The 23,041-nt window shown below is 57.4% G+C and carries 18 protein-coding genes; 11 read left to right on the forward strand and 7 right to left on the reverse strand.

The window, feature by feature from the left end; translation table 11 throughout:
• The first annotated feature begins 21 nt into the window (after window positions 1-21).
• Genes dhaL through AS026_RS21490 form a run of 6 tightly spaced genes read left to right on the forward strand, consistent with a single transcriptional unit; the run spans window position 22 to window position 4,400 of the window.
• A complete protein-coding gene (gene dhaL / locus AS026_RS21465; RefSeq protein WP_062371668.1) occupies window positions 22-636 on the forward strand; it encodes a dihydroxyacetone kinase subunit DhaL in 615 nt (204 codons plus the stop codon).
• The gene (dhaM, locus tag AS026_RS21470) at window positions 633-1,031 is read left to right on the forward strand and encodes a dihydroxyacetone kinase phosphoryl donor subunit DhaM (RefSeq protein ID WP_062371671.1); all 399 of its coding nucleotides are present in this window, start codon (window positions 633-635) and stop codon (window positions 1,029-1,031) included. The genes dhaL and dhaM overlap by 4 nt, the downstream gene beginning before the upstream one ends.
• Window positions 1,031-1,375 (forward strand): HPr family phosphocarrier protein, encoded by a 345-nt coding sequence (locus AS026_RS21475; protein ID WP_062371672.1) that lies wholly within the window; start codon window positions 1,031-1,033, stop codon window positions 1,373-1,375. The genes dhaM and AS026_RS21475 overlap by 1 nt, the downstream gene beginning before the upstream one ends.
• Entirely contained in the window at window positions 1,359-2,939 is a 1,581-nt protein-coding gene (locus AS026_RS21480) for a putative PEP-binding protein (RefSeq protein WP_062371673.1), read from the forward strand. The genes AS026_RS21475 and AS026_RS21480 overlap by 17 nt, the downstream gene beginning before the upstream one ends.
• Window positions 2,940-2,941: 2 nt before the next feature.
• Window positions 2,942-3,352, forward strand: coding sequence for a hypothetical protein (locus AS026_RS21485; protein WP_062371674.1), 411 nt, complete (start codon window positions 2,942-2,944; stop codon window positions 3,350-3,352).
• Between the two features lie 55 nt (window positions 3,353-3,407).
• Window positions 3,408-4,400, forward strand: coding sequence for a dihydroxyacetone kinase subunit DhaK (locus tag AS026_RS21490; RefSeq protein WP_062371675.1), 993 nt, complete (start codon window positions 3,408-3,410; stop codon window positions 4,398-4,400).
• A gap of 469 nt (window positions 4,401-4,869) precedes the next feature.
• Here AS026_RS21490 and AS026_RS44610 read toward each other — a convergent pair whose 3' ends face one another.
• Both AS026_RS44610 and AS026_RS21495 read right to left on the reverse strand, forming a co-directional pair.
• Window positions 4,870-5,160 carry an HNH endonuclease gene (locus AS026_RS44610; protein WP_082728569.1) on the reverse strand — a complete coding sequence of 97 codons (291 nt, stop codon included), beginning with the start codon at window positions 5,158-5,160 and terminating at the stop codon, window positions 4,870-4,872.
• An 82-nt stretch (window positions 5,161-5,242) separates the two neighbouring features.
• Window positions 5,243-5,923 (reverse strand): hypothetical protein, encoded by a 681-nt coding sequence (locus AS026_RS21495; RefSeq protein ID WP_131815330.1) that lies wholly within the window; start codon window positions 5,921-5,923, stop codon window positions 5,243-5,245.
• Window positions 5,924-6,091: 168 nt separating this feature from the next.
• Here AS026_RS21495 and AS026_RS21500 point away from each other — a divergent pair, with 168 nt between their 5' ends.
• Both AS026_RS21500 and AS026_RS41730 read left to right on the forward strand, forming a co-directional pair.
• Window positions 6,092-6,958, forward strand: a complete 867-nt coding sequence (locus AS026_RS21500) for a DUF429 domain-containing protein (RefSeq protein ID WP_062371677.1) — start codon at window positions 6,092-6,094, stop codon at window positions 6,956-6,958.
• 892 nt (window positions 6,959-7,850) lie between these two features.
• A complete protein-coding gene (locus tag AS026_RS41730; RefSeq protein WP_131815331.1) occupies window positions 7,851-8,237 on the forward strand; it encodes a hypothetical protein in 387 nt (128 codons plus the stop codon).
• Window positions 8,238-8,280: 43 nt separating this feature from the next.
• Here the strand turns inward: AS026_RS41730 and AS026_RS40210 are convergent, their stop codons facing one another.
• Genes AS026_RS40210 through zorA form a run of 5 tightly spaced genes read right to left on the reverse strand, consistent with a single transcriptional unit; the run spans window position 8,281 to window position 16,528 of the window.
• Entirely contained in the window at window positions 8,281-9,069 is a 789-nt protein-coding gene (locus tag AS026_RS40210) for an ASCH domain-containing protein (RefSeq protein WP_062371679.1), read from the reverse strand.
• Between the two features lie 19 nt (window positions 9,070-9,088).
• On the reverse strand, window positions 9,089-12,187 hold the full coding sequence (locus AS026_RS21515) for a DEAD/DEAH box helicase (protein WP_062371680.1): 3,099 nt from the start codon (window positions 12,185-12,187) through the stop codon (window positions 9,089-9,091).
• Window positions 12,188-12,195: 8 nt separating this feature from the next.
• Window positions 12,196-13,503 (reverse strand): EH signature domain-containing protein, encoded by a 1,308-nt coding sequence (locus tag AS026_RS21520; protein ID WP_062371681.1) that lies wholly within the window; start codon window positions 13,501-13,503, stop codon window positions 12,196-12,198.
• Window positions 13,500-14,498, reverse strand: coding sequence for an OmpA family protein (locus AS026_RS21525; RefSeq protein WP_062371683.1), 999 nt, complete (start codon window positions 14,496-14,498; stop codon window positions 13,500-13,502). Before AS026_RS21525 ends, AS026_RS21520 begins: the two co-directional genes overlap by 4 nt.
• Window positions 14,498-16,528, reverse strand: a complete 2,031-nt coding sequence (zorA, locus tag AS026_RS21530) for an anti-phage ZorAB system protein ZorA (RefSeq protein WP_062371686.1) — start codon at window positions 16,526-16,528, stop codon at window positions 14,498-14,500. The genes AS026_RS21525 and zorA overlap by 1 nt, the downstream gene beginning before the upstream one ends.
• Window positions 16,529-16,961: 433 nt before the next feature.
• On the opposite strand from zorA, the gene AS026_RS21535 reads away from it, so the two are divergent.
• The 3 genes from AS026_RS21535 to AS026_RS21545 all read left to right on the forward strand — a co-directional run bounded on the left by AS026_RS21535 (window position 16,962) and on the right by AS026_RS21545 (window position 23,016).
• Entirely contained in the window at window positions 16,962-17,906 is a 945-nt protein-coding gene (locus AS026_RS21535) for a metallophosphoesterase (protein ID WP_062371688.1), read from the forward strand.
• A gap of 157 nt (window positions 17,907-18,063) precedes the next feature.
• Window positions 18,064-21,099, forward strand: coding sequence for a BPTD_3080 family restriction endonuclease (locus tag AS026_RS21540; protein WP_062371689.1), 3,036 nt, complete (start codon window positions 18,064-18,066; stop codon window positions 21,097-21,099).
• The gene (locus AS026_RS21545) at window positions 21,100-23,016 is read left to right on the forward strand and encodes a GmrSD restriction endonuclease domain-containing protein (RefSeq protein ID WP_062371690.1); all 1,917 of its coding nucleotides are present in this window, start codon (window positions 21,100-21,102) and stop codon (window positions 23,014-23,016) included.
• Window positions 23,017-23,041: the final 25 nt, after the last annotated feature.

The following is a 23,041-nucleotide window of genomic DNA, read 5'->3' on the forward strand; positions in this document are numbered from 1 at the left end:
TTGGCGATTGGAGGATATCGGATGCAGGCAGAACCGGTTCTTCTGACGGGACTGATCGAGACTTGCCGGGCAACGATTGCGGCAAACAGCGAACATCTCTGCGCGCTTGATCGGGCGATTGGGGACGGTGACCACGGAACGAATATGCGCCGTGGCTGCGACGCAGTCAGCGCCGAGGAAGCCTCTGTTGCAACTCTTCCCTTGGCCGACGCGCTTGAAAAGATCGGACTGACGCTCGTTATGAACATCGGTGGAGCGGCCGGCCCTCTCTATGGCACACTCCTCATGGAGATGGGTCGCGAGCTCCGTGCATTGAACCAGAACCAAGATTTTCCAGCGGTACTGAGGCAGGCAATTGATGCGGTCGCCCGTCGTGGCCGCTCGCATGCCGGGGACAAAACCCTTCTCGATGTTCTCTATCCGGTTCAGGACGCACTCGCGCATCGTTCATCTTTGACGGACATCGCACGTCAAGCCGAAGTTGCCGCCGAGCGGACGTCTGCCATGAGGGCGATGCGCGGACGGGCGTCCTATCTCGGTGACCGGTCAATCGGCCATGTCGATCCGGGCGCTTCAAGTTGTGCGCTTCTGACAACCGCGATCTGCCGCTATCTCGAGGAGCACCGCAGCGCATGAATGTGAAGACGCCAAACGTCGGAATTGTAATTGTCTCCCACTCGCCGCTGATTGCGCGTGGCACCGCCGATATGGTGCGGCAAATGGTGGGCGACAGCGTGCCGCTGGCCTGGTCCGGTGGCAATAGTCACGGCGAGTTGGGAACGGATGCCGGCGGAATTCTCAAAGCCATCGAAGAAGCCTGGTCGGACGCCGGCGTAGCCGTCTTCGTCGATCTGGGTGGAGCTGAAACCAACAGCGAAATGGCAATCGAAATGCTCGGCTCGCCCCGGTCGAAGCGGGTATCGATCTGCAACGCCCCTATCGTTGAAGGAGCCGTTATCGCCGCTGCCGAGGCCTCCGGTGGCGCATCACTGACCAAGGTGGTCGCAACGGCAGAGGAGCTCTCACCCTGATGAGCAGTGGATTGCGCATAGGAACCCATGAGGCCGGGCAGGTCCATGCCAGTTGCCAGACGGAGGTCGAGGTCAAGCATGGCGTCGGACTGCATGCCCGGCCTTCGGTGACGTTCACGCGGTTGGCAAAGTCGTTCCCCTGCTCCATCGAGGTCGCTGTCAATGGCAGCGACGTCTGGCTGAACGGAAAGAGCATCATCAAGATCATGGGCGCCAAGATCCGCAAGGGCTCGGTGCTTAAGATTCGCGCCGACGGAATCCTCGCCGAAGAAGCGATCCGGGCATTGAAGGGCCTCGTCGAGCGCAATTTCGATGAGGAAAAGAAGCATGGCCGCTCCGCTTAGATTGAAAGGCACGAGCGCGGCGCCAGGTGTTGCCAACGGACCGGCCTTCGTCGCCGAACCAATGGCCCCTGCCCCGTCACCGCCATCAAGCGTCTCCGGCCATGCCGAACTCGCCAGCGCAATCGACACCGCAATCCGCGAACTACAGGACCTTGGCACCGGGGCAGACCCCGAGGGCGGCGACATCGTCGAGTTTCAGATTGAGGTGCTCCGCGATCCAACGCTGACCGAGATGGCCGGCGCGCGCATCGATGCGGGTGAAAATGTCGCTTTCGCCTGGATCGGAACGCTCGATGGATACATCCGGGAACTGGAATGCTCGGAAGAAGATCAATTAAGGGCGCGTGCCGTCGATATACTGGACATCAAGAACCGCGTACTTTCCGTACTCACCGGAACGCCCGTCGACGACTTTCCAGCCGGATCCATCTATGTCGGAAAGGACATGGAGCCCAGCCGCTTCCTCGCCCATGACTGGTCGGCAGGTGGCGGTATCGTTCTCTTCGGAGGGAGTGCCGTCGGTCATGTCGCCCTGCTTGCCAAATCCCGGTCCGTTCCGATGGTGATTGGTACCGGCCGTTTCGCGACGGGGGGAGGGCAACACATAGGCGTCGACGGTGATTCAGGTGTTGTCATTCTCAAGACAGCCAGGGACCATGCGACGTCGACGCAAGTCAGACGTCCGCCAACAAGCACCGCACCGCCACTCGACAGCGGAATCCTGCATACCGCGGACGGAGCGCAGGTCCTCTTGTCCATCAATGTCAATGCTCCCGACGAAATCGATGCGATCCCGGTCGCGACAACCGCCGGAATAGGGTTGGTGCGCTCGGAGTTCGCGGTGACGTCGCTCGGTGATGCCGCAAACGAAGAAAAGCAATTCGAGATCTATCGCCACCTCCTGGATTGGGCGGATGGCCGGTCCGTGACAATCCGTATGCTGGATATCGGTGGCGACAAGCCGCTCTCCGGCCTCACGGAAATGTCCTTGTTGCGCGGGATTCGTCTTCTGCTAGCCCGGCCCGAAATTGCGCGGGTTCAAGCGCGAGCGCTTTTGCGCGCGGCCGTCTTCGGCAATCTTCGCATCATGCTGCCGATGGTGACATTTCCGTCTGATGTCGACGATATCAGGCAGATCTATCGCGAGGAATCCAGCCTGCTCGCAAGCCGGGGTGTCCCGCACCGTATTCCCCCTGTTGGCATGATGGTGGAGGTCCCGGCGGCAGCCCTGATGCTCGATCAATTCGAAAACGCAGACTTCTTTTCGTTTGGCACAAATGATCTTTCGCAATACCTGGTCGCTTCCGCACGCGAGCAGGCCGACTTTGCTCGATATCAAGCCCACGCAGTGCCCGCAGTGCTGCGCCTGGTGGCACATGCGGTCAAGCTTGCCGGCGGCAAACCGGTCAGCATTTGTGGAGACATGGCCGGCGATCCATCGCGTATCTCTGATCTTCTCGCCGTCGGTCTGCGGCATTTTTCCGTGGCGCCAGATCGGCTTCCCACGATAAGATCGGCCATAGTCGGCCTGAATGCCGATGGGACAAGGGCAGCCGGAGAATAGGGATGGCGCGCGAAGACACCGAAGACGCCATTATCGCCTATAAGAATATTCTGGCGCAGATCATCGAAAACCGGCCTTCGGGAACCCGTCAGCGACTGGCGACGGAACTCGGCAAGCATCGCAGCTTCGTCACCCAGATAACCAGCCCCATTTATGCGACGCCTCTTCCGGCGCGGCATCTTGCGACGATCTTCCGGGTTTGTCATTTCAGCGCCGCCGAACAGGAACGCTTTCTCGACGCTTATCAGATCGCCCATCCCGGCAAACTGCCGGAATTTGGCGCCTCGGAGAAATTGCGTCACCTTTCCATCATGGTGCCTGACTTCGGTGACGAACGACGCAACCGGCTGCTTGAAGAGGCCATCACCGACTTGGTGCAAAAGATCGCTGCAATTTCGGGATCGCCGGATTGAATGGGCCATTGCGCGCGACGAGGCGCTAGATGATCATCGCCTTGGGAGGGGCTTGATGAAGAAATTCATGAATACAGCGGAAACAATGGTCGCCGAAAGCCTCGACGGATTTGTGCGCGCCCATGAGGAATTCGTTGTGTTCGGCGCTGATCGTAAATTTGTCCGCCGTCGTCACCTCATTCCCGGCAAGGTGGCAATCATCTCCGGCGGTGGCGCGGGTCACGAACCAATGCATATCGGCTTCGTCGGCCGCGGCATGCTCGATGCGGCATGTGTCGGGCATATCTTCACCTCTCCTACTCCGGACCAGATCGTTGGCGCGATCGAGGAAGCGGATACCGGGGCTGGCTGCCTGCTCGTGGTGAAGAACTACGACGGCGATGTCATGAACTTCGAAATGGCAGCAGAGATGGCATCGAGCCGCCACAAGATTGAAATGGTGATCGTGAGCGACGACATCGAAACGGCGCGGACGCAGGACGGGCGCGGCCGACGCGGTGTTGCCGGTACCGTCATCGTTGAGAGACTTCTCGGCGCTGCAGCCGAAAAGGGCATGGCGCTCCCCGCATTGAAAGCCCTTGCCGGTGATCTTTCGCCCCGCGTCAGATCGATGGGTGTCGCATTGACTGGCGTAACGGTGCCTCACACGCAACGATCAACCTTTGCGCTCGGCCCGAGTGAGATAGAAATGGGCGTCGGCATTCACGGGGAACCAGGCCACGAGAGAGAGCCCTTCTCCAGCGCAGATGCGATCATCACGCATCTGAGCGAAACAGTCTTCAAGGAAGTCGCCCCGGTTGCGGATAAGGCACTGCTTTTCGTGAATGGACTTGGCGGTACGCCACCGGCCGAACTCTATCTCGCCTACAATACTGCGCACCGCTTCATGACGGATCATGGCCTGAGGATCGTACGCTCGCTGGTCGGCCCTTACGCCACTTCCCTCGATATGCAGGGCCTTTCCGTCACGCTCGCCATCCTCAGCGAGGAAGAACTCCTCCTATGGGATTCGCCGGTTGCGACGGCGGCGTTGCGCTGGGGGTGCTAGGGGCGGTCACTGATCGCAAGCGCGAACCGGAGAGAATCATGGATGCCAAAGCTAAGGATTTTGCCCTTTTCAGGCCTGGTTAACAAACCCTTGTCACCTAATATCCTTGCACGACACTCTTGTACGACTTTTCGAAGCGGCAGTCCGGGAGAATATGGAAGGGTGCGGAAACTATCTCCGTGTAGGCAGCATGCGATGCAGTCGCCGCGGCCAACTCGGAAGTGCTGGAAAACCACGATTCTGGCTTCAGAAGGGCAACTTGGCTGGGGCGCCAGGATTCCCAGCTAAGGATTTTGCCCTTTTTCAAGCCTTTGAGAAGGTTAACAATTCCTGATCACCTAATATGCTTGTACGACACTCTTGTACGACATTCCGGAGCGGCAGTCCGGGAAAATATGGAAGGGTGCAGAAATTATTTCCACGTAGACTCGATTGTCGCCCTTCCCATTCCTTCTGCAGCCCGCTCAATCTACGTCGCCTGGCTAGCCGAATAAAATAGCGCATACAGATGATGTGGCAGCCACTTCCCTCGCGTGAGGCGTTTGCGAACGTGGGCGATATGATCGGAGGATGACAAGGGTTCCTTTCTTCGATGTCGAGCTCGATTGCAAAACTGGCAGGCGGCGACAATGTTTGCCTGACCATTGTGTCCCCCTTGGTGGCGCGCAACAAGGTGCTCCGCTGTGCAGCGAAAGCGTTGCGCCTCCTTTCGCGATACTCCGTACCGCCGGGCGAACAATTGGGGATCGCGTTCCCACATCGGCAGCCCGCAATAGTAACAAAGCCACCCTTGGCGGGAAGCGGCCCTGGTTCTTGCATTCGTCAGTGTCAACAGGTGTCCCTCACCTCTTCTCTAAATCCGAAGCGCTATTGCCGAAAAGATCGTCTTGAGAATCGTCGAACTGGCCGCGAGGATCGCTGCGCGCGAGAGGAAGTAGGTCGTAGCTCGCAAGGTTGGCCATATCCAAAAAATACCGGCTCTTGCGTTTCGGCGCTTTACGAAGCCAACCTGCGAGTTCCGACTGGGATTGCCGTAGCCATGGGGGGAAGGCCTCAGGGCTATCGTATTCGCCGTTGATCAACCCAAGCAAAGCACTTAGGTAGACGGAACGTCCAACACCGGGAAACTCGTAGACCTCGACGCCGCGGTTCCCGCTTAGTCTTTGCTCCAAGAGTTTGTGTCCGAGACCCAAGATCAGCTTATCTTCGGGATAACGCTCATCGGGGAGAAACCAGTTCGCAATCTCTCGTCTACGCTCAATGTCAGCTGAGCCATGGAACGCACCGAGCCCCATATTGCAAATGGTGCAACAAGGAACCAGCTTACACTGGCCAAATTGGTTCCGTATCTCTCGTTTGGTGACGAGCCCACCTTTGGCGAAGCGGTGAAGAACATAGACCGGCGGCTGGTGGTCAACTCTGCCGTCGCTTGGCATGCCGCAATAAGTGCATTGGTCCCCGGTAACGGGCACATAAACACTCGAAAACCGCTTCTCAGCAACACGCCGACTGTACTTTAGCACGCCCCTGGCCCAAGCTCTTCAGGAAATGCAATACACCAACCTGAAGAGGTTCCCTTCAGTTCGGGATAAATTACAGTACATCAATCAGAATCGGCGAATATTTGTTTGGAATGATTAACAATCATCTATTCAGTATATTCGCAGCATCCGGGCCCCATAAGAGGAATGATGAGCCAAGAATGGGATGCGGCAACCGGCGGCACTCGTGCAGCTGTCATCGGCATAGACGCTGCGTGGACTTTGACACAACCGAGTGGCGTCGCGCTCGCCGTCCTAATTGGCGATGAATGGCAGCTTCGAGCAGTCGCTCCGTCGTATCAACGCTTTCAGGCTTTGGCTGATGAAAGTCTTGTTTGCGAACCCAAGCCTCTCGGACGAACACCGGATGTCAATGCACTTCTCCAAGCTGGCAGGAAAATGGCTGCAGCGCCGATCGACATCGTCGCCGTAGACATGCCCCTGTCAAAATCTCCGATTGTCGGCCGGCGCCGGTCGGATGATGCGGTATCACGAGCCTATGGCAGTCGGAAATGCAGCACGCACTCACCGAGTGACGTCCGCCCGGGCGTCATCAGCGACACGTTACGCGCGCAGGCTGAAGGTGAGGGCTACGCCTTGGCCACAGAGGCAATTTTCCCACGAGCTCTGATTGAAGTTTACCCTCACCCCGCCTTGGTTGAGCGTGCTTGTGCTGAAGAACGGTTGCCTTACAAGGCGCAGAAGGCTCGGAAATATTGGCCGAGCATCAATGCCCAACAACGGCGAGAAAGTCTTCTCTTTCAATGGTACGAAATTGTTAGTCTGCTCGAAGCCAACATCTCCGGCGTTGGGCGAATGTTGCCGCAAATCGAGCCGAAGGCCAGTGCAGTGGAGCTAAAGGCCTTCGAAGACATGCTGGATGCAATCGTCTGCTGTTGGGTTGCCATCTGCGCGCTTCAGGGACGCGCGATCCCATTTGGAGACGACACGTCCGCAATCTGGATACCGACACCCCTTGCCTCGACGACAAACGCAACCCCTGCCTTGGGGAAATAATTTCCGCATCAAGCGTCCTGTCTGGACACGCTGCCTACCTGTGCGCCATCTTTGGTTACATTGAAAACCTATCATCTAACGGATAGGTGGAAAGGCGAGCGTGACGGGCCACAATCACTATAGCGATTGCACCTGCGGCTGGTGCGTGAATTACGGTCGGTCAAGAGCGGCGATTGCGGACTACACACAGAGCTTTCGCGAGCGTGATGCTCGGCTTCTTCTAAAACAGCACGGAGCAAATTCGTTATCAGGATGCTACGTCAACCCCAACGCACGTTGCTTTCGCTGCGGCGAGCCCGTTTTCTTCTACGCGAATGCCGCGGGGAGCCGCGTCTATTTCGATGATCTCGGCCCCCCTTGGCCAAAACACCCGTGCACAGATACCGCCCGAGCGTCGGTCTCATCGAGCACCGGGCCAGTAAACCGGCCAACGCGCCGCAACAAAGGGGAAGTAAAGGAGTTACTCAGCGCCTCCAGCACCGCGGGCCTCTCCAAGTTCCGGACTTTCGGCCGGCGATACGAAGGCGAGTGGACACTTGTTGTCGTTCTAGCGGTTGACCGACGGGGCCACCAAAATAGAGTTGAGGGCGAGTTCCTGAACTCCGACACAAATGAAGCATTCAGGTTCACCTGCCACTCGGAAATGCCGCTCTTCGAGGTCGGCGAGTTTATCAGTGTCAATGGCGATCGAATCTCGTTTGTCGAGCGAGAGACTTTGCTGCCTGTGGTGTTCACCGCGGGCACAAGGGTTACGCCGGCGCCGGCACGGTCAGCGGTCGCGCGGCCCGCGACCAAATCGCGCCCAGTCTCTCAGCCAGCTAGTAGGTCGAACCAACCGCAACTGATCCGGAAGAAGCAAAAGCCCAACAGCGCCAACGGTTCGAAGTATGACATGACCAAGGCGGAGATGGTGCATTTCAATAACAAGAAGGTCGAACTTGCTGATTTATTCGGCAAGCTGGAGCCAGTCGTAAGGACGTACGCCAGAGAAGGGACGAGAAAGCCGAGAGATGTGGCCGTTCGCCTCAACGCACAAGGCTACAAAACAGCGTCAGGCTCAAAATGGACGCCCCGTCTCGTCTATTTCTTGTTGGGCTTAATGTTCAATGACAAGCCGGCAGCACCCACAGACAACGAACCGCATGGCAAGACCCGGCAACCTGGGAAACCGAGGCCAGACGCCACTCCAATGGCAGCGTCAGGAGAGATGTCTGTTGATGAAATCGCGAGCCGTCTTTCCCGCATTGGAAGGGTTGTGAGAAGCGAATCCGCCGAGTGAACGCCGAGACCATTACCACAATCAAACACAGCCTTCGGCTGTTTCACCTTCGGATGCGAACCCTGTACTGATAGGGCGCGCCTTCTTCGACCAGTACACGATCCCCGGGCCTAGCAGCGTTATGGCGGAAGAACGATCCTATCCAGCCCCTCGCTCGGAAAAACTTCTTCGATCCATCCAGATCGGTGACAACCAACGGACCGCCATCCCACACGATCGATATCTCACGAGAGGCCCTCTCTGATTTGTTCGAGCCACCCACGGCCCCCTTTGGAAATCGATCAAAAAATTCACGTAGATAAATGTGATTGTGATCGATGTTGCCTTGGGTAAGAACGCTTTCGCCGATTTGACGCCACACAGGGTCCGGGTGCGTGCCATTTGCGTCCAGGTTCATCACCGGCGCCGGCTCCGGGAGGGGTTCAGCTAGCGCTGCAATCTGATCCCTAATGGCCAAGCTTACGCTTTCGCTTAACTCGACCCAGGTCACGGCACCGTTCGGATGCTTGTAACGCACTGGCGAAGGAAGCCTTACAACATCAGCCAGAAACCAGGGCCTGTTCCATTTAGCAACCGCACCCGAACGGATCATCTCTTCTGGAATACGGTGGTGTTCAAAAGCCTCGATCATTTCCTGCGGGCTCATAGGACCGCCGGCGCCGGCCAATCGTGCGACGCCATAGACGCTCCCCATCCCTTTCCAGATCAAGCCAAACCATCCGCGGTGGCTTGTACCGGTGGAGCGCATCTCCCAATCTTTCTGGCCACTCAAGATCAAACTGATCCAGGGCGCGTCGATGACCAGCCCTTTGCTCACCCAAATGTCATTCATGAAAATCTGCCATTCTGTATCAATGGATGGGGTAGGAACCGTCGGCTTCTCGCGGCGGCAACTCCAGCTCGTCGCGAGCAAACATGGCCGCCATGGTCTTGCCAAGAGGGTCAGCCTCCATGCCTAACCGCTCGGACGCCATGCCCTTCTGAAGGCCAGCAACGTCGTCATCGACGTCCCCCATCGGCCAAAGCGCCGAACTGGCGAGCCGACGCTTGCGCATCATCAAGCTCTGGAGGAGGCAGTCGAAAGACTGCTCCCGATAGCCTTCATGAATGGCCATAGGCAAATGCACTGTAACAGGCCGCGTCTGGCCAATCCGGTGTACGCGATCGTTGCACTGTTCCTCAACTGCCGGATTCCACCATCGAGACAAGTGGATGACGTGGGTCGCCGCCGTTAGCGTCAGCCCGGTGCCCGCTGCCTTCGGACCGAGAACTAGAAGGTCGAACCCCTGGTCGTCATCCAGATGGCGCTGGAAACGGTTCACAATTGCCTGACGTTGAGGAATGGGCGTGTCGCCGTTGATGAGGTCAACTCGCGGCAGACCCAATTCACTGCGAACCAATTCGATAAAGCGATACTGCATCTGCCGGTGCTCGATGAAGACAAGGGCACGTTCGCCATTCGCTTTGATGCGATTCAGGATATCCATGGCAGCCTGTAGCCGCGCAGACGATACGACGAACTCATCGTTACTTGCTTTGATTTCCAGCGCCGGGTGGACGGAAACGCTGCGAATGTGATGAAGCATCTTGAGCTGCGCGCCCATGCCGCCTCGCGCAAGCTTCAGTCGGGCATCGTCATATGCCAAGGCCTGAACATCCGGCATCAGGCGGGGATGAATACGACGGGATTTGGCGGGCAGATCGGTTGCGACCGTTTCCTTCAGGCGGCGGACAGCAAGAGGCGGCGTGCCGCCACGGGGCAGAAAAACCCTGCCGTGCAGCTCGGCCATGTTGTCTTCCTCTGGCTTCGCATAGCGTTGACGGAAATCTTTGAGGCTGTCGAGCGATCCCGGTGCCAGTTGGTCCATGATTGCCCAGAGGTCAACAGTGGCATTCTCGATAGGAGTACCTGTGAGGCCAATTCGAAAATCAGCATTGATCGAACGGGCAGCAACTGCGCGGAGGCTGACAGGGTTTTTCAAGGCCTGGATTTCGTCAAAGACAACGGCGGAAAAGGGTATGCGAGCCAGCGAATGCTGATAGTTCGTCAGCGTCGTATAGGTGGTGAGAAGCCAGTAGCGATGCGCCCGCCCCTCTGCCACGGCTTCATGCAGCGCGCCCAAGTCAAGCTTGGCCTCCCCATCGTCCGTGTCCTTTCCCTTCGCTCCCGTCAGCTTGCGTCCACCGATACTCGACCCATAGAGGCGGATCAGATGACCCAGCCCAGGCTCGTGCATGTGTCGGGCGACTTCCTGCTCCCAATTTTCGAGAAGGGATGTTGGCGCAACAACGAGAACAGGCCCCCGGCTCTGGGCTTGAGGACGAGCGATCACTTCCTTGAGCCAGGCAAGGAAAGAGATGGTTTGGAGAGTTTTGCCGAGGCCCTGCTCGTCGGCATTGAGGACGCCCGGCAATCCGGCCCGCCACGCGCCAACCTGCCAGCTGAAACTCTCCTTCTGATGCCCTTTCAACGGCGTTCGAATGCCCTCGGGTAGAGTGTCCGGCAACTCGGACATGCGCGGCCTGAGCTTAGCGAGCCATTTGAGATCGTCGTAGTTCACTTCGGTATCGAGAACGAATGGGCCCACCTTTTCTGGTTTTGCCTCATCCTCGCCACCGTCGTCAGCGTCTCCCGACACCATCCGCTCGTCGATGAGCTGCAGCATTTCCGGTCGAGCGGGGACCTCCAAATCCTCGAAATCGACGGTCGGCCTTCCAGCCTCAATTGCTTCCTGGACGCGCTCGCGCAGGGTGTGCAGCTCGGCAGTACCCTGCCTGTCGAGGATATCGATCAGGCGCGCGCTGAAGTCCTCTGGCAGCCAGCTTGTCCCGCTATCCTCGAACTCGCCGAGACCCGGCTTTTCATACTTGACGACACCAGTAACCCGTTCGGAAAACTCACGGGTTTCAACAAGCACGGGACCAACCGCTGCCTCTATCGCTTCCTGCTCGGCCTGGGGCGACAAACCGTCCAATTGTCCGGAAGAACGGAGCTGCGCCTCCATCGCTTCCGTTACTCGTGGCAAGGGATTACGGATGAACGCACGCCGCTCATCTGGTGCTGCCTTCTGCATTTCAGCCATCACGGCAAGGGCTGGCGACGCTGACTGTTCCACCACCACATAGCGTCCGGGAGATAGGCGATAGGCAGGCAGCGCCCCCCTTCCCCTTACCAATGTCTGAAATCGCTGCAGGTCCAGTCCCTGTACCTCGCTCATGGACTCGGAAACCTCAGCGGCTTCAGAAGCGCTACCATGCGCCTCCAAAGTATCACCAGAGAATGGTACTACGTCGAAGTCCGTCTCCCCCTTTGGCGAGAGTGAGAAGCGGTCGACGAGACGCACCTCCAGACCGCTCAGAAAATCTGTCATCGAGATACGCGACGCCTCATCCGAGGCTCCGCTGACAGCACCAGGATCGAGTGCCTTGCGGAAACGTCCTAGCGCCTCCCAATCGGCGGCGTCGTTTCCATCCGGCCGGTAGGCGTCTGCGATGGCGATGGCGTCCATCATCCACACAGGAATTCGTCGCAAACCATTTGCCGTTTCGAGAATGGCTCCAGTTCGACGTGGCATTTGCCGTTGGCCGTTGCGCGACCATTCGTACCTGAGCCGGAAACCTGACGAACCGACAATTCCCTCCGCATCGGTCTTCAGCGTCATCTCTACCAAAGGCGGCAGACCGAGCACTGCGCCCGTTTCACCGGTGACGGACGCAGCGATGCGATGAGACATGACGATGCGATCAGAATCGATCGAAAGCTGTTCGCCGAGCGTGTCCGCTGCCGCCCGTAGATCGGCAATAGCATAGGCCAGCGAACGTTCGTCGGGACTCAGGTTCTGAAGATCAGATTTGACACTACGGCGCACCAACCGGTGCAGTAGACCCGCGCGCTCGTTCTTTGCGGACAGAGTGATTGCATCTGGAGAGAAAGAAGCTTCCAAGTTCATTTTTTCACCTAGATGTGTTCCAAGACCCAACTCTGCCAATCGCCGTTGTGCGATTTCGCATTGGAGCCGGGAATGAACCTGATTGCTTCACAGTCATATCGCCACTGGTAGAGCGCAGGCGCACGCTGGTTGGACTCGTCGAAAATGTGGACCTTATAGCTGTGAGAGCCCTCAACGACGATCTTCCTGCCGATCTTCAGTATGAGCAGTGATGTATTCGCGCGACCGTAGCCTGCCGTTTGAACGCCAAATCTCAACGTCCCCTTACCTCCCGCCCCGCGTCGCCTTGCCTCTTTCGCGGCGGAATCGCTGAAAGCAACCCAGGCTGCATCGATACGGCCACGATCATGCAGGCCGAGCCAAAATCTCCTGCGAGGCTCCCACATGTGGCTGTCTTCCACCTCAGAGACGACATCAAGGAAGAACCGGATGTTCTCGCCCGTCAGCCAGCGCAGGATAACCGCCATCCTGTCTTCCGGTACTGCTGACCAAACGCCGCCACGCTGGACACGAGGATCACCGTAAATGCCGATGATGTTCTCTGTCAGGTAGCGTAGGTCATCGGGCTTCGGAGAATGCTTGACCCAGTGTCCAAGCAGAGCCGAGATCGCTTCGCCGGCGCCGGTCGTCTTCGCCTCCCTGCCCTCCGGCTTCAGCCACTCGATCAGCCGCTCCATCTCCACACGCTGATCGAGATGCGGCTCGATCTGCTTCACATAGGCTAGGTGGACGGCATTCATCAGACCAGGTGCATGGGGGCTGCGAATACCAAGCTTCTGTAGGCCGATCCAGAGATCGTCCATCAGCACCATCTGTCGCGCGACGGCATCGGCCACTGCATCGGGCGAGAGCATCTCGGGGATGGCATCGAGCATCATACGCCAGCGAGCTCCGAGACGCCCTGCCGCTGCCGACAATGCACCGGCCAGTTGCCACGTATGTTCCGCCTTGGCATCAAAGCTGTCCATGTAGATGGAGAACATTCCGCCGAGAAACCCCGCCCGTGTCGAGGCGCGGGTCTCGCTGTAATAAAAATCTCGCATCTCCGCCAAATCAGGTCTAGTGCGACGATCCTCGTCGAACAACGCCCTGCCAGCGCTTGTAATCAGCGAGAGCTTCGTGTCCTCCCAGCTATTATTCTCCAGTTTGTCCCGAACAATGGCCACGAGTTTTTCACGGTCTTTCTCGGGTGGATTGGCGACGACGTCCGGCCAACGGGATAGAATTCGCTCTGTCCTAGATGCAAGTGAGTTCAAAGCCGGCAAGGCGGGCCTGACGAACTGACGGTTCTGGGAGAGGCTCTTGCTGAGGGTCAATTCGCGATACCCCGGGAGCTGTCTTGACTCAACGCCTGACGAATGCGGTCGATTTCCGCCGACTGGCTAGGCGTGTACATGATGATTCGCAGGTCGACGCGGCGGTTCGCATCTCGTCCCTCCTTCGTCGAGTTGTCCTTAACCGGACGCATTTGGCCGTATCCGGCGACGGACAAAACTGGTTGATTTCGGAAGTTCAGAAAATCGACTAGCTCACCGGATTTGCCGAGAATTGTAGAAAAAGTGCTGTTTGCGCGATTAGTGGACAGGGCCAGGTTGGCCGTAAAATCCCCGGTTGAGTCGGTATGTCCTTCAATCTGCAAAGCTTCAATAATCGCATTGCCTGGATTACATTCGGCCGTCCACTTCGAACGCGGGCCAATCGTATAGCAGGGCAAAATCTGCGATAGCCTCGTTGCGACAGTTTCAACGATTGCCCTCCGGTCGGGGCGCAACGTGGATGATCCGGTTGCAAATAGGCCGTCGCCCTGAAAGCGCAAAGCGTCGGTTTCTTCACTGATAACCACCTCGAGATCAGGAAAATCAATCTTCAGCTGATCGCGTAGAGTTTCGAGAATTCGTCGTCTCTCGATCGCCGACGTGGCTAGGTAGGCTTCCAGTGGGTCAACTTTCCGAAGCTTTTCAAGCGCCTCTCTTAGCTCTTTGAGCTCGGCCTGCAGCTTCGCGATCTCAGCCTGTAACCGCTCGATCTCCACCTGCTTCCTGTTAATCTCCTCCTTGAGGTTAGCGATCGTCTTCTCATGAACAGCGATGATTGCCTGCAGTCGGACTATCTTCTGTTGCGCGACATTCCTTTCTTTAATGACCTCCTCATGTATAGGCCTGGGTACGGTGTCCTTTTCGCTATATTGCTGGGCGAAGTAAGCCAGCAAAAGGATGATGATGAAGAGGAAGCTGACAGTCATGTCCGTCATGGACACAAATGCGCTCTCCTCCTCTTCCTCTTTGTAACGCGTCCGGAAACCTCCGCGCATCAGGCTCTCCGGGACTGCGGAGCGAATTGCTCGGCCTGTTCAACGATTTCACGCATGGTGTCGAGCGCAGGATTTAGCCTTTCCTGCAGATCGCGCACGTGACCGAACATGCCCTGGACGGACTTCTCCACATTTTCCGTGTAGAGATCGAAAGCCTGGCCGAGCTTTCCATCCATTTCATCGAGGCGGTCGCCCTGCCCCTTCAGACGTTCCAGCATCACAGAGACACCGCCCAGCGCGTTCTCGATGGATTTCGCTTCCGCCTGGAGGATTTCCTTCGCAGCGGCAAGAGCAGAGGCAGCGGACTCGGCGGTCGCCTCCGCAGACCTCGATACGGTGCTCGCCGCGTGTTGCGTGCTGTCAGTGAGTTGCCGGATCGAACCTTCCATGCGATCCACGACGGCCTTCACGGGAGTGACAGCAGCCACAAGTGAGCTTGCCGCCCCGTTAAAGGTACCCGCAGCCTTTTCCGAAGCATCGGCACCAGCCTTCACTCCGTCGGCCATGCGCCGCATGTCTGACGTGCCGTCATTGAGCTGCTTGACCAGACCTTCGAACCTGTTGCCTATTTCAGCCAGAGGAGCGAGCAAGCCGGCGCCGGCTTTCTCGGAAACCTCTTCCGCGACCCGAGCAATCTCCGCGCTGGTGCGGCTGAACACGTCTGCCACGTCCTTGCCGGCATCGCCGATAGCCGAGCTCACCTGCTGACCTGCAAGTTTCATGCGTTCCTGCGCGGCTTCTGTTCCTGTTCGCGCTGCGGACTCGATCTCCTGCTTGAAGGATTCGGCCGCCTGGCGCATGTCCTCAGCCGCTGCCGACATGGCGCGCGCACCTTCGCCCGTATTATCGCGAATGCCCTCAAGCGTACGGTTCATGACCGCAAGGAGCTTCTCGGCACCTTCGTTAAACGTCCCCCCGGTTACCTCGGCCGTATTCGTGATAGCCGCACGGAGGTCTTCCACAGCTTGGGCGACACGCTCCGTAACGCCTTCCATCTCCGAGCCTATCCGCCCCGAGCTTTGATCGAGACGGTCAGCAAGCAACCCAAGCCTTTCACCTGCATCCGAGATTTTCTGGCTAGCCTCGGTTAGCGCAATACCGATTGAATCTGTAAGCTTGTCCGAAATTCCGGACACCATATCTCCCACGCCCTCTGCGCCGAGTTTGCCCACTCGCTCTACGATCGGTGCCATTGCACCGGCGATCGAACTCTGGATTGCCGCCGGGAGCTCCTCTCTCAAGGGACGGCCAATCTCCGCGACCAACTCCATCCCAATCAATCGGAAATGCTCCCGCTGTTCCCGGGTTGCCTTCAGCTGTTCTGTGGCAAGGGCCTCCAGACTGATGTAGGTGAGACGCTGCTCAATGGCGGCACATAGTTCATGGATCGACTGCTCCAGTCGCCCGTAGATGCTTCTAAGAAGGATCGTGAAGACGATCGAGCAGAAAAGCCCCGTCAACGACATAATAAACTTCGCCGAGGCCACAGAAAGCAGCTGTCGCATGACACCGCTATCGATCTCTGCTCCTTGCGCCATCGTCGAGAGAGCGGCGATCAACCCCAGGAACGTCAGAAAAAGCCCAACCGAAACAAAGAGCCCGGGTACGATGCGCCAAAAGCCAACCCCAAAACCCAAGTCCTCTGGATTGAGAAACATGGACGGTCGGACGGCATTGCGAAGCACGACCTTGCCGTCTTCCTCGTGAGGTACAAGGGTCTCTCTGTATTTCTCCCACGCAGCCGCCAATTGCCGGCGATACCTGTTCGTGCCCGTTTTCTTGATGGAGGCGGACAGAACGTCGATGTCACGGCTGAAATCAGCGCCTGTCGGGCTGTTTTGAATTTCACGTCTGAGCCACTGAACTGCTTTCTGGCGCTGAAAGACTTCTCGAAAGAAAGCCGCAGTAAAAACCACCAGAAGAACGACAATTCCTAGAGCGACAATACCTGGAGCAGCCGCATCCTTTACAAGATAATTCGCCGCGCCAAGAATCGAGGCAACGACGAAACTTCCAATTTCCTGAATCACTTAATCCCATCCCCAACCACTACCCATGAGTGGTAACGGATTGGAAACTATTAGAGGCGCGGCCGGGCAATCAAGCGTACCCGGGCGGTTTGGCCAAATCTCCACAAAATTGAAATGCGATGTGATTTATTTTCCACAACTTGTGAAAGAGTGGCGAATCTCCGTTCGGAAGTGTGTGAGACCGGAGATGCCCATCCGGGACGCTCGCGCAGTAAATCTTCGGCGTCGTGCATGCTGTTGCAATACGGAAATGATTTCCGTGTGCAGTTCTCGCGAAGCACAGCAATGAGCATCACAGGAGTTGCATTGCCCTCGTTGGGCCGATTGAATGGCGATACCGATTCTGGGACCGATTGCATGACCAAGGTCTTTTACGCCGATGAGCTGCATAGATGATGCCAAGGCGTAATACCTAGCTAGCGAGGGTGTTCGTTTGCTACAAAACCATTCACATATCGACGTCATTCCCGACATTCACGCTGATCTGGATCGCCTAACAAAAACTCTCACTTACCTCGGTTATCGGGAATCAGCTTCATGCTGGGCGCATCCTGAGGGCCGAATTGTCGCCTTTCTCGGGGACTTCATTGATGGAGGGGATCAAAACTCCGTAGTGATCTCTCTCGTGCGCGCAATGCAACTGCGCGGTCACGCGATAGCGATCATGGGCAATCACGAACTCAACGCGTTACTCTATCATGAGCGAGGTGAAAATTCGGAGCGCACTAGCGACGGGTTCATGCGCGCTCACACGCTAAAGAATACCGCACAGCACGAAACGTTCTTGAAAGAATTTCCGGTTGGCGCGCCTCATACACAAGACGTGCTCGATTGGTTCATGACGCTTCCGCTGTTTATCGATCTGCCGGGGATAAGACTTGTCCACGCATACTGGGACGATCGTCACATAGACACCATTCGCCATAGAACCGGCGATGCCCGCTTGAAGCGAGATGATCTGCAAGAGTTGGCATTCGAGAAGGATGCCACTCGGTTTGCCGACGCGGTCTTATCCAGTCTAAAGGGGCCAGAGGCCGAGCTGCCGCACGGCCATTCGTTCACGGATATAAAGGGGCATACCCGCACTGCGGTCCGGCTGAAATGGTGGCAGGCAGGCGTCCGCACGTGGCGAAGCTCTGCGCTGTCTGTGCCTCGTTCAGACGACCTTCCGGATACGCCCGTGATCGAATGTGGCGATATCAACTTTTATGGCGCGCAGGAAAAGCCTGTGTTCTTCGGGCACTACAAAATGCTCAGTCAGCCTGAAATTGCTGCACACAATGCCCTCTGCCTTGACTACATAGAAAGGCCCTGCGCGTATCGGTGGAATGGAGAGCGGTTGTTAAGTACGGACAATCTTATCCTGGTGCCAAAATAACAACGACAAAGACGCATCCAACAGACGGTTATCGGGCTACAATGCGGAAATAATTTCCGTGTGCAATTCTTTGCTAAACACAGCAATCCGCATCGTAGGAGTTGCATCACCCTCGCGGGGGCGATTGAATGGCGATGCCGATTCTGGGACAGATTGCATGACCAAGCCATTTTACGCCGAGCCAATTCTTAATTCGCCATACGAAGTTCCCACGCGCCATCATGCGCTGTCCGAAAGTGGCGAGCCGCTCAATCAACCGCCCATCGAAGGCCGGCGCCGGTCGAAATACGTGGCACCCGTTCCGAAGAGCCGCAAGATCAAAGCAGATGCCAAAAAGCAGGCTACGCTTGATCTCGACCAGACCAAGGACGGCAGCAGCCACTACAACCCTACGCCGATCATCAACGAAATTCGCGGCCACATCGCGTCATGGCGCTCAATTCCCAATCCCAACGACTGGGGCGTCACGCCCGTTACCCAGCGATTGCTCCAATATTGGCGAAGTGACAACTTCTCCGGCCCCCGCCCCTTCTATTGCCAGGTGGAAGCCGTGGAAACGGCGATCTGGCTTGCCGAGGTGGCCCGAAAGAACAAGCAGTACGCTCATATCTTCCGGCATCTCGAGGAGGCGAACCGCGACGCCAACCCCGAAATCTTTCGTCTAGCGCTGAAACTGGCCACCGGCGCCGGCAAGACAACCGTCATGGCCATGCTGATTGCCTGGCAGGCAATCAATGCCGCTCGGCAGCCGAACTCCAGTTTGTTCTCGAGAGGGTTCCTCATCGTTGCGCCCGGTATCACCATCAAGGACCGACTGCGCGTACTGAAGCCTTCTGACGGCAATAGCTACTATCGTTCCCGGGAACTTGTTCCACAGGACATGATGCCCGACCTGAACAAGGCGAAGATCGAAATCGTCAACTATCATGTTTTTCAACGGCGCAAGGCTCACGAGCTGAACGCAGTAGGTCTCCGCCTGATGAAGGGCTGGAAAGGAGAAGCAATCGAGGAACTCGAGACCGAGGGACAGATGCTTCAGCGGGCCTGTGGCGATCTCCTGCAAATGAAAAACGTCGTGGTCATCAACGACGAGGCGCACCATTGCTATCGCGAACGTCCGGGAAGCCACGAAGAAGATGAACTGAAGGGGGAGGAAAAGGACGAGGCGAAGGAAAACAACGAGGCCGCGCGGCTTTGGATTTCCGGCATCGAGGCTTTGAAGCGGAAAGTCGGCGTTCGCGCGGTCTATGATCTCTCGGCGACACCGTTCTTCTTGCGCGGGTCGGGTTATGAGGAAGGCACCCTCTTCCCCTGGGTGGTCTCCGACTTTTCGCTCGTCGATGCTATCGAGTGCGGCATCGTCAAGCTGCCCCGCGTGCCGGTGTCGGACAATGCCGTCAATGCCGCCACCCCCGTGTTCCGCAATCTATGGGACCACATCGGCAAGAAGATGCCGAAGAAGGGGGCGGGCAAATCCGGCGATCTTGATCCCCTTAGCATACCTGCCGAATTGCAGACCGCGCTCTACTCGCTCTACTCCCACTACGAGAAGGAATACGATGCCTGGCAAAAGGCCGGCATCGGCGTTCCGCCCGTATTCATCGTCGTCTGCAACAACACCGCCAGCTCAAAACTGATCTTTGAATGGATTTCCGGCTGGGAACGCGAGGTTGAAGGAGAGCGCCAGACAAAGCACTACGGGCATCTGGAGCTCTTCCGGAACTACGATGACCGCAACGGCAATCCGCTGCCGCGCATGAACACGCTGCTGATCGATTCCCAGCAGCTCGAATCCGGCGAGGCGCTTGATTCCAAGTTCCGCGACATGGCCGAGGCGGAAATCGAGCAGTTCCGTAGGGAGATCAAGGAGCGCGAGGGTGCCGCGGCGGCCGACAAGCTCTCGGACTCGGAACTCTTGCGTGAAGTGATGAACACCGTCGGGCAGAAGGGCCGGCTCGGCGAGCAGGTGCGGTGCGTCGTCTCCGTGTCGATGCTGACGGAAGGCTGGGATGCCAACACGGTCACCCATATTCTAGGCGTTCGCGCTTTCGGTACGCAATTGCTCTGCGAGCAGGTGATTGGTCGAGGCCTGCGCCGCCAGTCCTATGAGCTGAACGACAGGGGGCTGTTCAACACGGAATACGCCGACATCCTCGGCATTCCCTTCGACTTCGCCACCGAGCCCCAGGAGGTCACACGAACACCACCGAAGCCGACCACACGTGTCCATGCGCTGAAAGAGCGCAACGACCTTTCCATCCGCTTTCCGCGCGTTGCCGGTTATCGCGCCGAGCTTCCCTCCGATAGCTTTTCGGCGAATTTCTCGGCGGACTCAGTCCTCGACCTGACGCCAGAATTGGTCGGCCCCTGTACAGTCCGTCTCGAAGGGCTGGTCGGCGAAGGCCATGACATTTCTCCGGATGCGCTCGATGACATGCGGCCGAACACCGTCGCGACGCATCTCACCAAGAAGCTCATCGAGATGTATTTCCGTGAGCCGGATCAGGACGTTCCCTATTTCCTTTATAATCAACTCCAGCCCATTACGCGGCGCTGGATGGCCACTTGCCTGAAGCTCACTGGTGGCACCAGGGCGGGCATGCTGACCTATGCCGAGCTGGCGGAGAAAGCATCCGAACTCATCTACCAAGCCATAGTCCGCAGCGCCGGTGAAGATGGGGAGAGTGTCGTGAAGGCCATGCTCGATCCGTACAATCCGCACGGCTACACCGATCACGTGTCCTTCATCACGACCAAGCAGACGCTCTGGGAAACCCGCCTTTCCCATGTGAACTACGTCGTCTGCGATAGCGATTGGGAGGCGGAATTTGCCCGCGTCGTGGAAGCGCACCCAGCTACGATCTCCTACGTGAAGAACCAGGCACTCGGTTTCGAAGTACCCTATCGCTCAGGCAGCGTGCCGCGCCGCTACCTGCCGGACTTCATCATACAGGTTGATGACGGTCACGGACCGGATGACCCGTTGAACCTGATCGTCGAGGTTAAAGGGTTCCGCGGTCTCGATGAGCAGATCAAGGCTGAGACAATGAAGAACCTCTGGGTTCCCGGCGTCAACAATCTCAAGGCTTACGGCCGCTGGGCGTTTGCCGAATTTCGAAACGCCTTTGCGATGGAGGAGGATTACGGAAAGTTGGTCAAATCGTTTGCAGCACGCGTCGGGGAGAATGCATAGATGTCGGGGTCAACGTTCAAGACAAATCCGATCGCGCTGCAAGAATTGCTGAAGAAGTGCGACGATGGGAAGCTTCAGCTACCGGACTTCCAGCGCAGCTGGGTGTGGGATGAGGATCGGATCAAGAGCCTGATCGCATCCATTTCGCGGGCCTTTCCGGTTGGTGCACTTATGACCCTCGAGACCGGAGGCGGTGTTAACTTCAAGCCGCGGCCTATCGAAGGCGCGCCCGAGACGGCGAGACGAGTCGAACCCGCAGAGTTGCTCCTCGACGGCCAGCAACGAATGACGTCGCTCTATCAAGTCACGTTGCGCGGCCAAGTCGTGAAGACTATCACGCCGAAGAAACAACCCGTAGAGCGGTGGTTCTTCATCGATATCAAAAAATCGCTAGACCCTTCGGTCGATCGGGAAGAAGCGATCATCTCGGTTCCTGCGGACAAGATCGTACGTTCCGACTTCAACCGAACGATCGATCATGATTATTCCACCACCGAGCGTGAATTCGAGAACCTGGTTTTCCCCCTCTCCCGCGCCTTCGACGGAATGGCGTGGCAGATGGAGTTCGTGACCTGGGCCAACGCCAACGGCCGCATGCAGGAGCTTTGGCCAACCGTCCAGCAGTTCTATACGGAAATCCTGGCGAACTTCACCGGTTACCATGTTCCTGTCATCGCACTCGACAAGACGACAACCAAGGAAGCTGTGTGCACGGTCTTCGAGAAGGTCAACACGGGTGGCAAGCCACTCGATGCGTTCGAGCTTGTTACAGCCATCTATGCCGCTGATGGACATGAACTTCGCAAGGACTGGTACGGCGAAGGTAGAGACAACAAGGGCCGACACGGAATTTTCGTCAGTGCTCAGAGGCTGGCGGATGCCGAAAAGGGTATCCTGGCCAATGTGGCCAACACCGACTTTTTGCACGTGATCTCCCTATTCCACACACGCGATCTTCGGCGCGCTGCGGTGGCTGCCAACAAGGAAGGCAAGGACCTTCCTCAAATTACGGGCAAGAGGGGGGCCCTGCTGAATCTTCCGCTCAGCGCCTACAAGAAATACGAGAAATTGGCTGAGCAGGGTTTTCTCAAGGCCGCGAAGTTCCTCTTCACACAGCGCGTCTACCGCTTGTTCGATCTGCCCTACCAAACGCAGATCATTCCGCTTGCAGCGATCCTCGCGGACATCGGCGACGCCTGGGAGCTCGAAGGCAACCGCGAGAAAATCCAGCAGTGGTACTGGTGCGGCGTTTTGGGCGAGCTCTATGGGTCGGCCGTCGAAACCCGGATTGCACGCGATTTCCAGGAAGTGCCCGCTTGGCTAACCGGGGGCAAGGTCCCTGCGACAGTCTCGGAAGCCTCCTTCCGCCCAGATCGGCTAAAGACGATGCGCATGCGGCTCTCCGCGGCCTACAAAGGCGTGAACGCGCTCCTGATGAAGGGGCGCGCTCAGGACTTCCGCTCAGGTCAGGAATTCGATCACACTGTCTTCTTCGGCGAGAATGTCGACATCCATCACATCTTTCCGAAGAAGTGGTGCGAAGACAACAAGATCAAACCGGACGTCTACGATTCCATTATCAACAAGACGCCACTCTCCTATCGCACGAACCGCATCATTGGCGGCGTTGCACCCTCCGCGTATCTGGCAAAACTCGAGAATGGCAGCGCCGAGGCGACACCCGTCGATCCTGTTCGTCTGAATGGTTTCTTGGCCTCGCACCTGATCGATCCGACGCTCCTTCGCACAAACGAATTCACGGCCTTCATGGAGGCTCGTCAGCAAGCGCTACTTAGCCTGATTGCGCAGGCAATGGGCAAGCAGGTGGAAATGCCGAGCGCAGCAGTGGATCAGGAATATTCCGACGAACTCGATGAGGACGAGGCGGAAGCGGAATTTACGGTGGCAGCGGAATAAGACAAGCCGATGGAGATTAGTGGCT

It is taken from the genome of Rhizobium altiplani (assembly GCF_001542405.1).
GTDB classification, from domain to species: Bacteria; Pseudomonadota; Alphaproteobacteria; order Rhizobiales; family Rhizobiaceae; genus Rhizobium; species Rhizobium altiplani.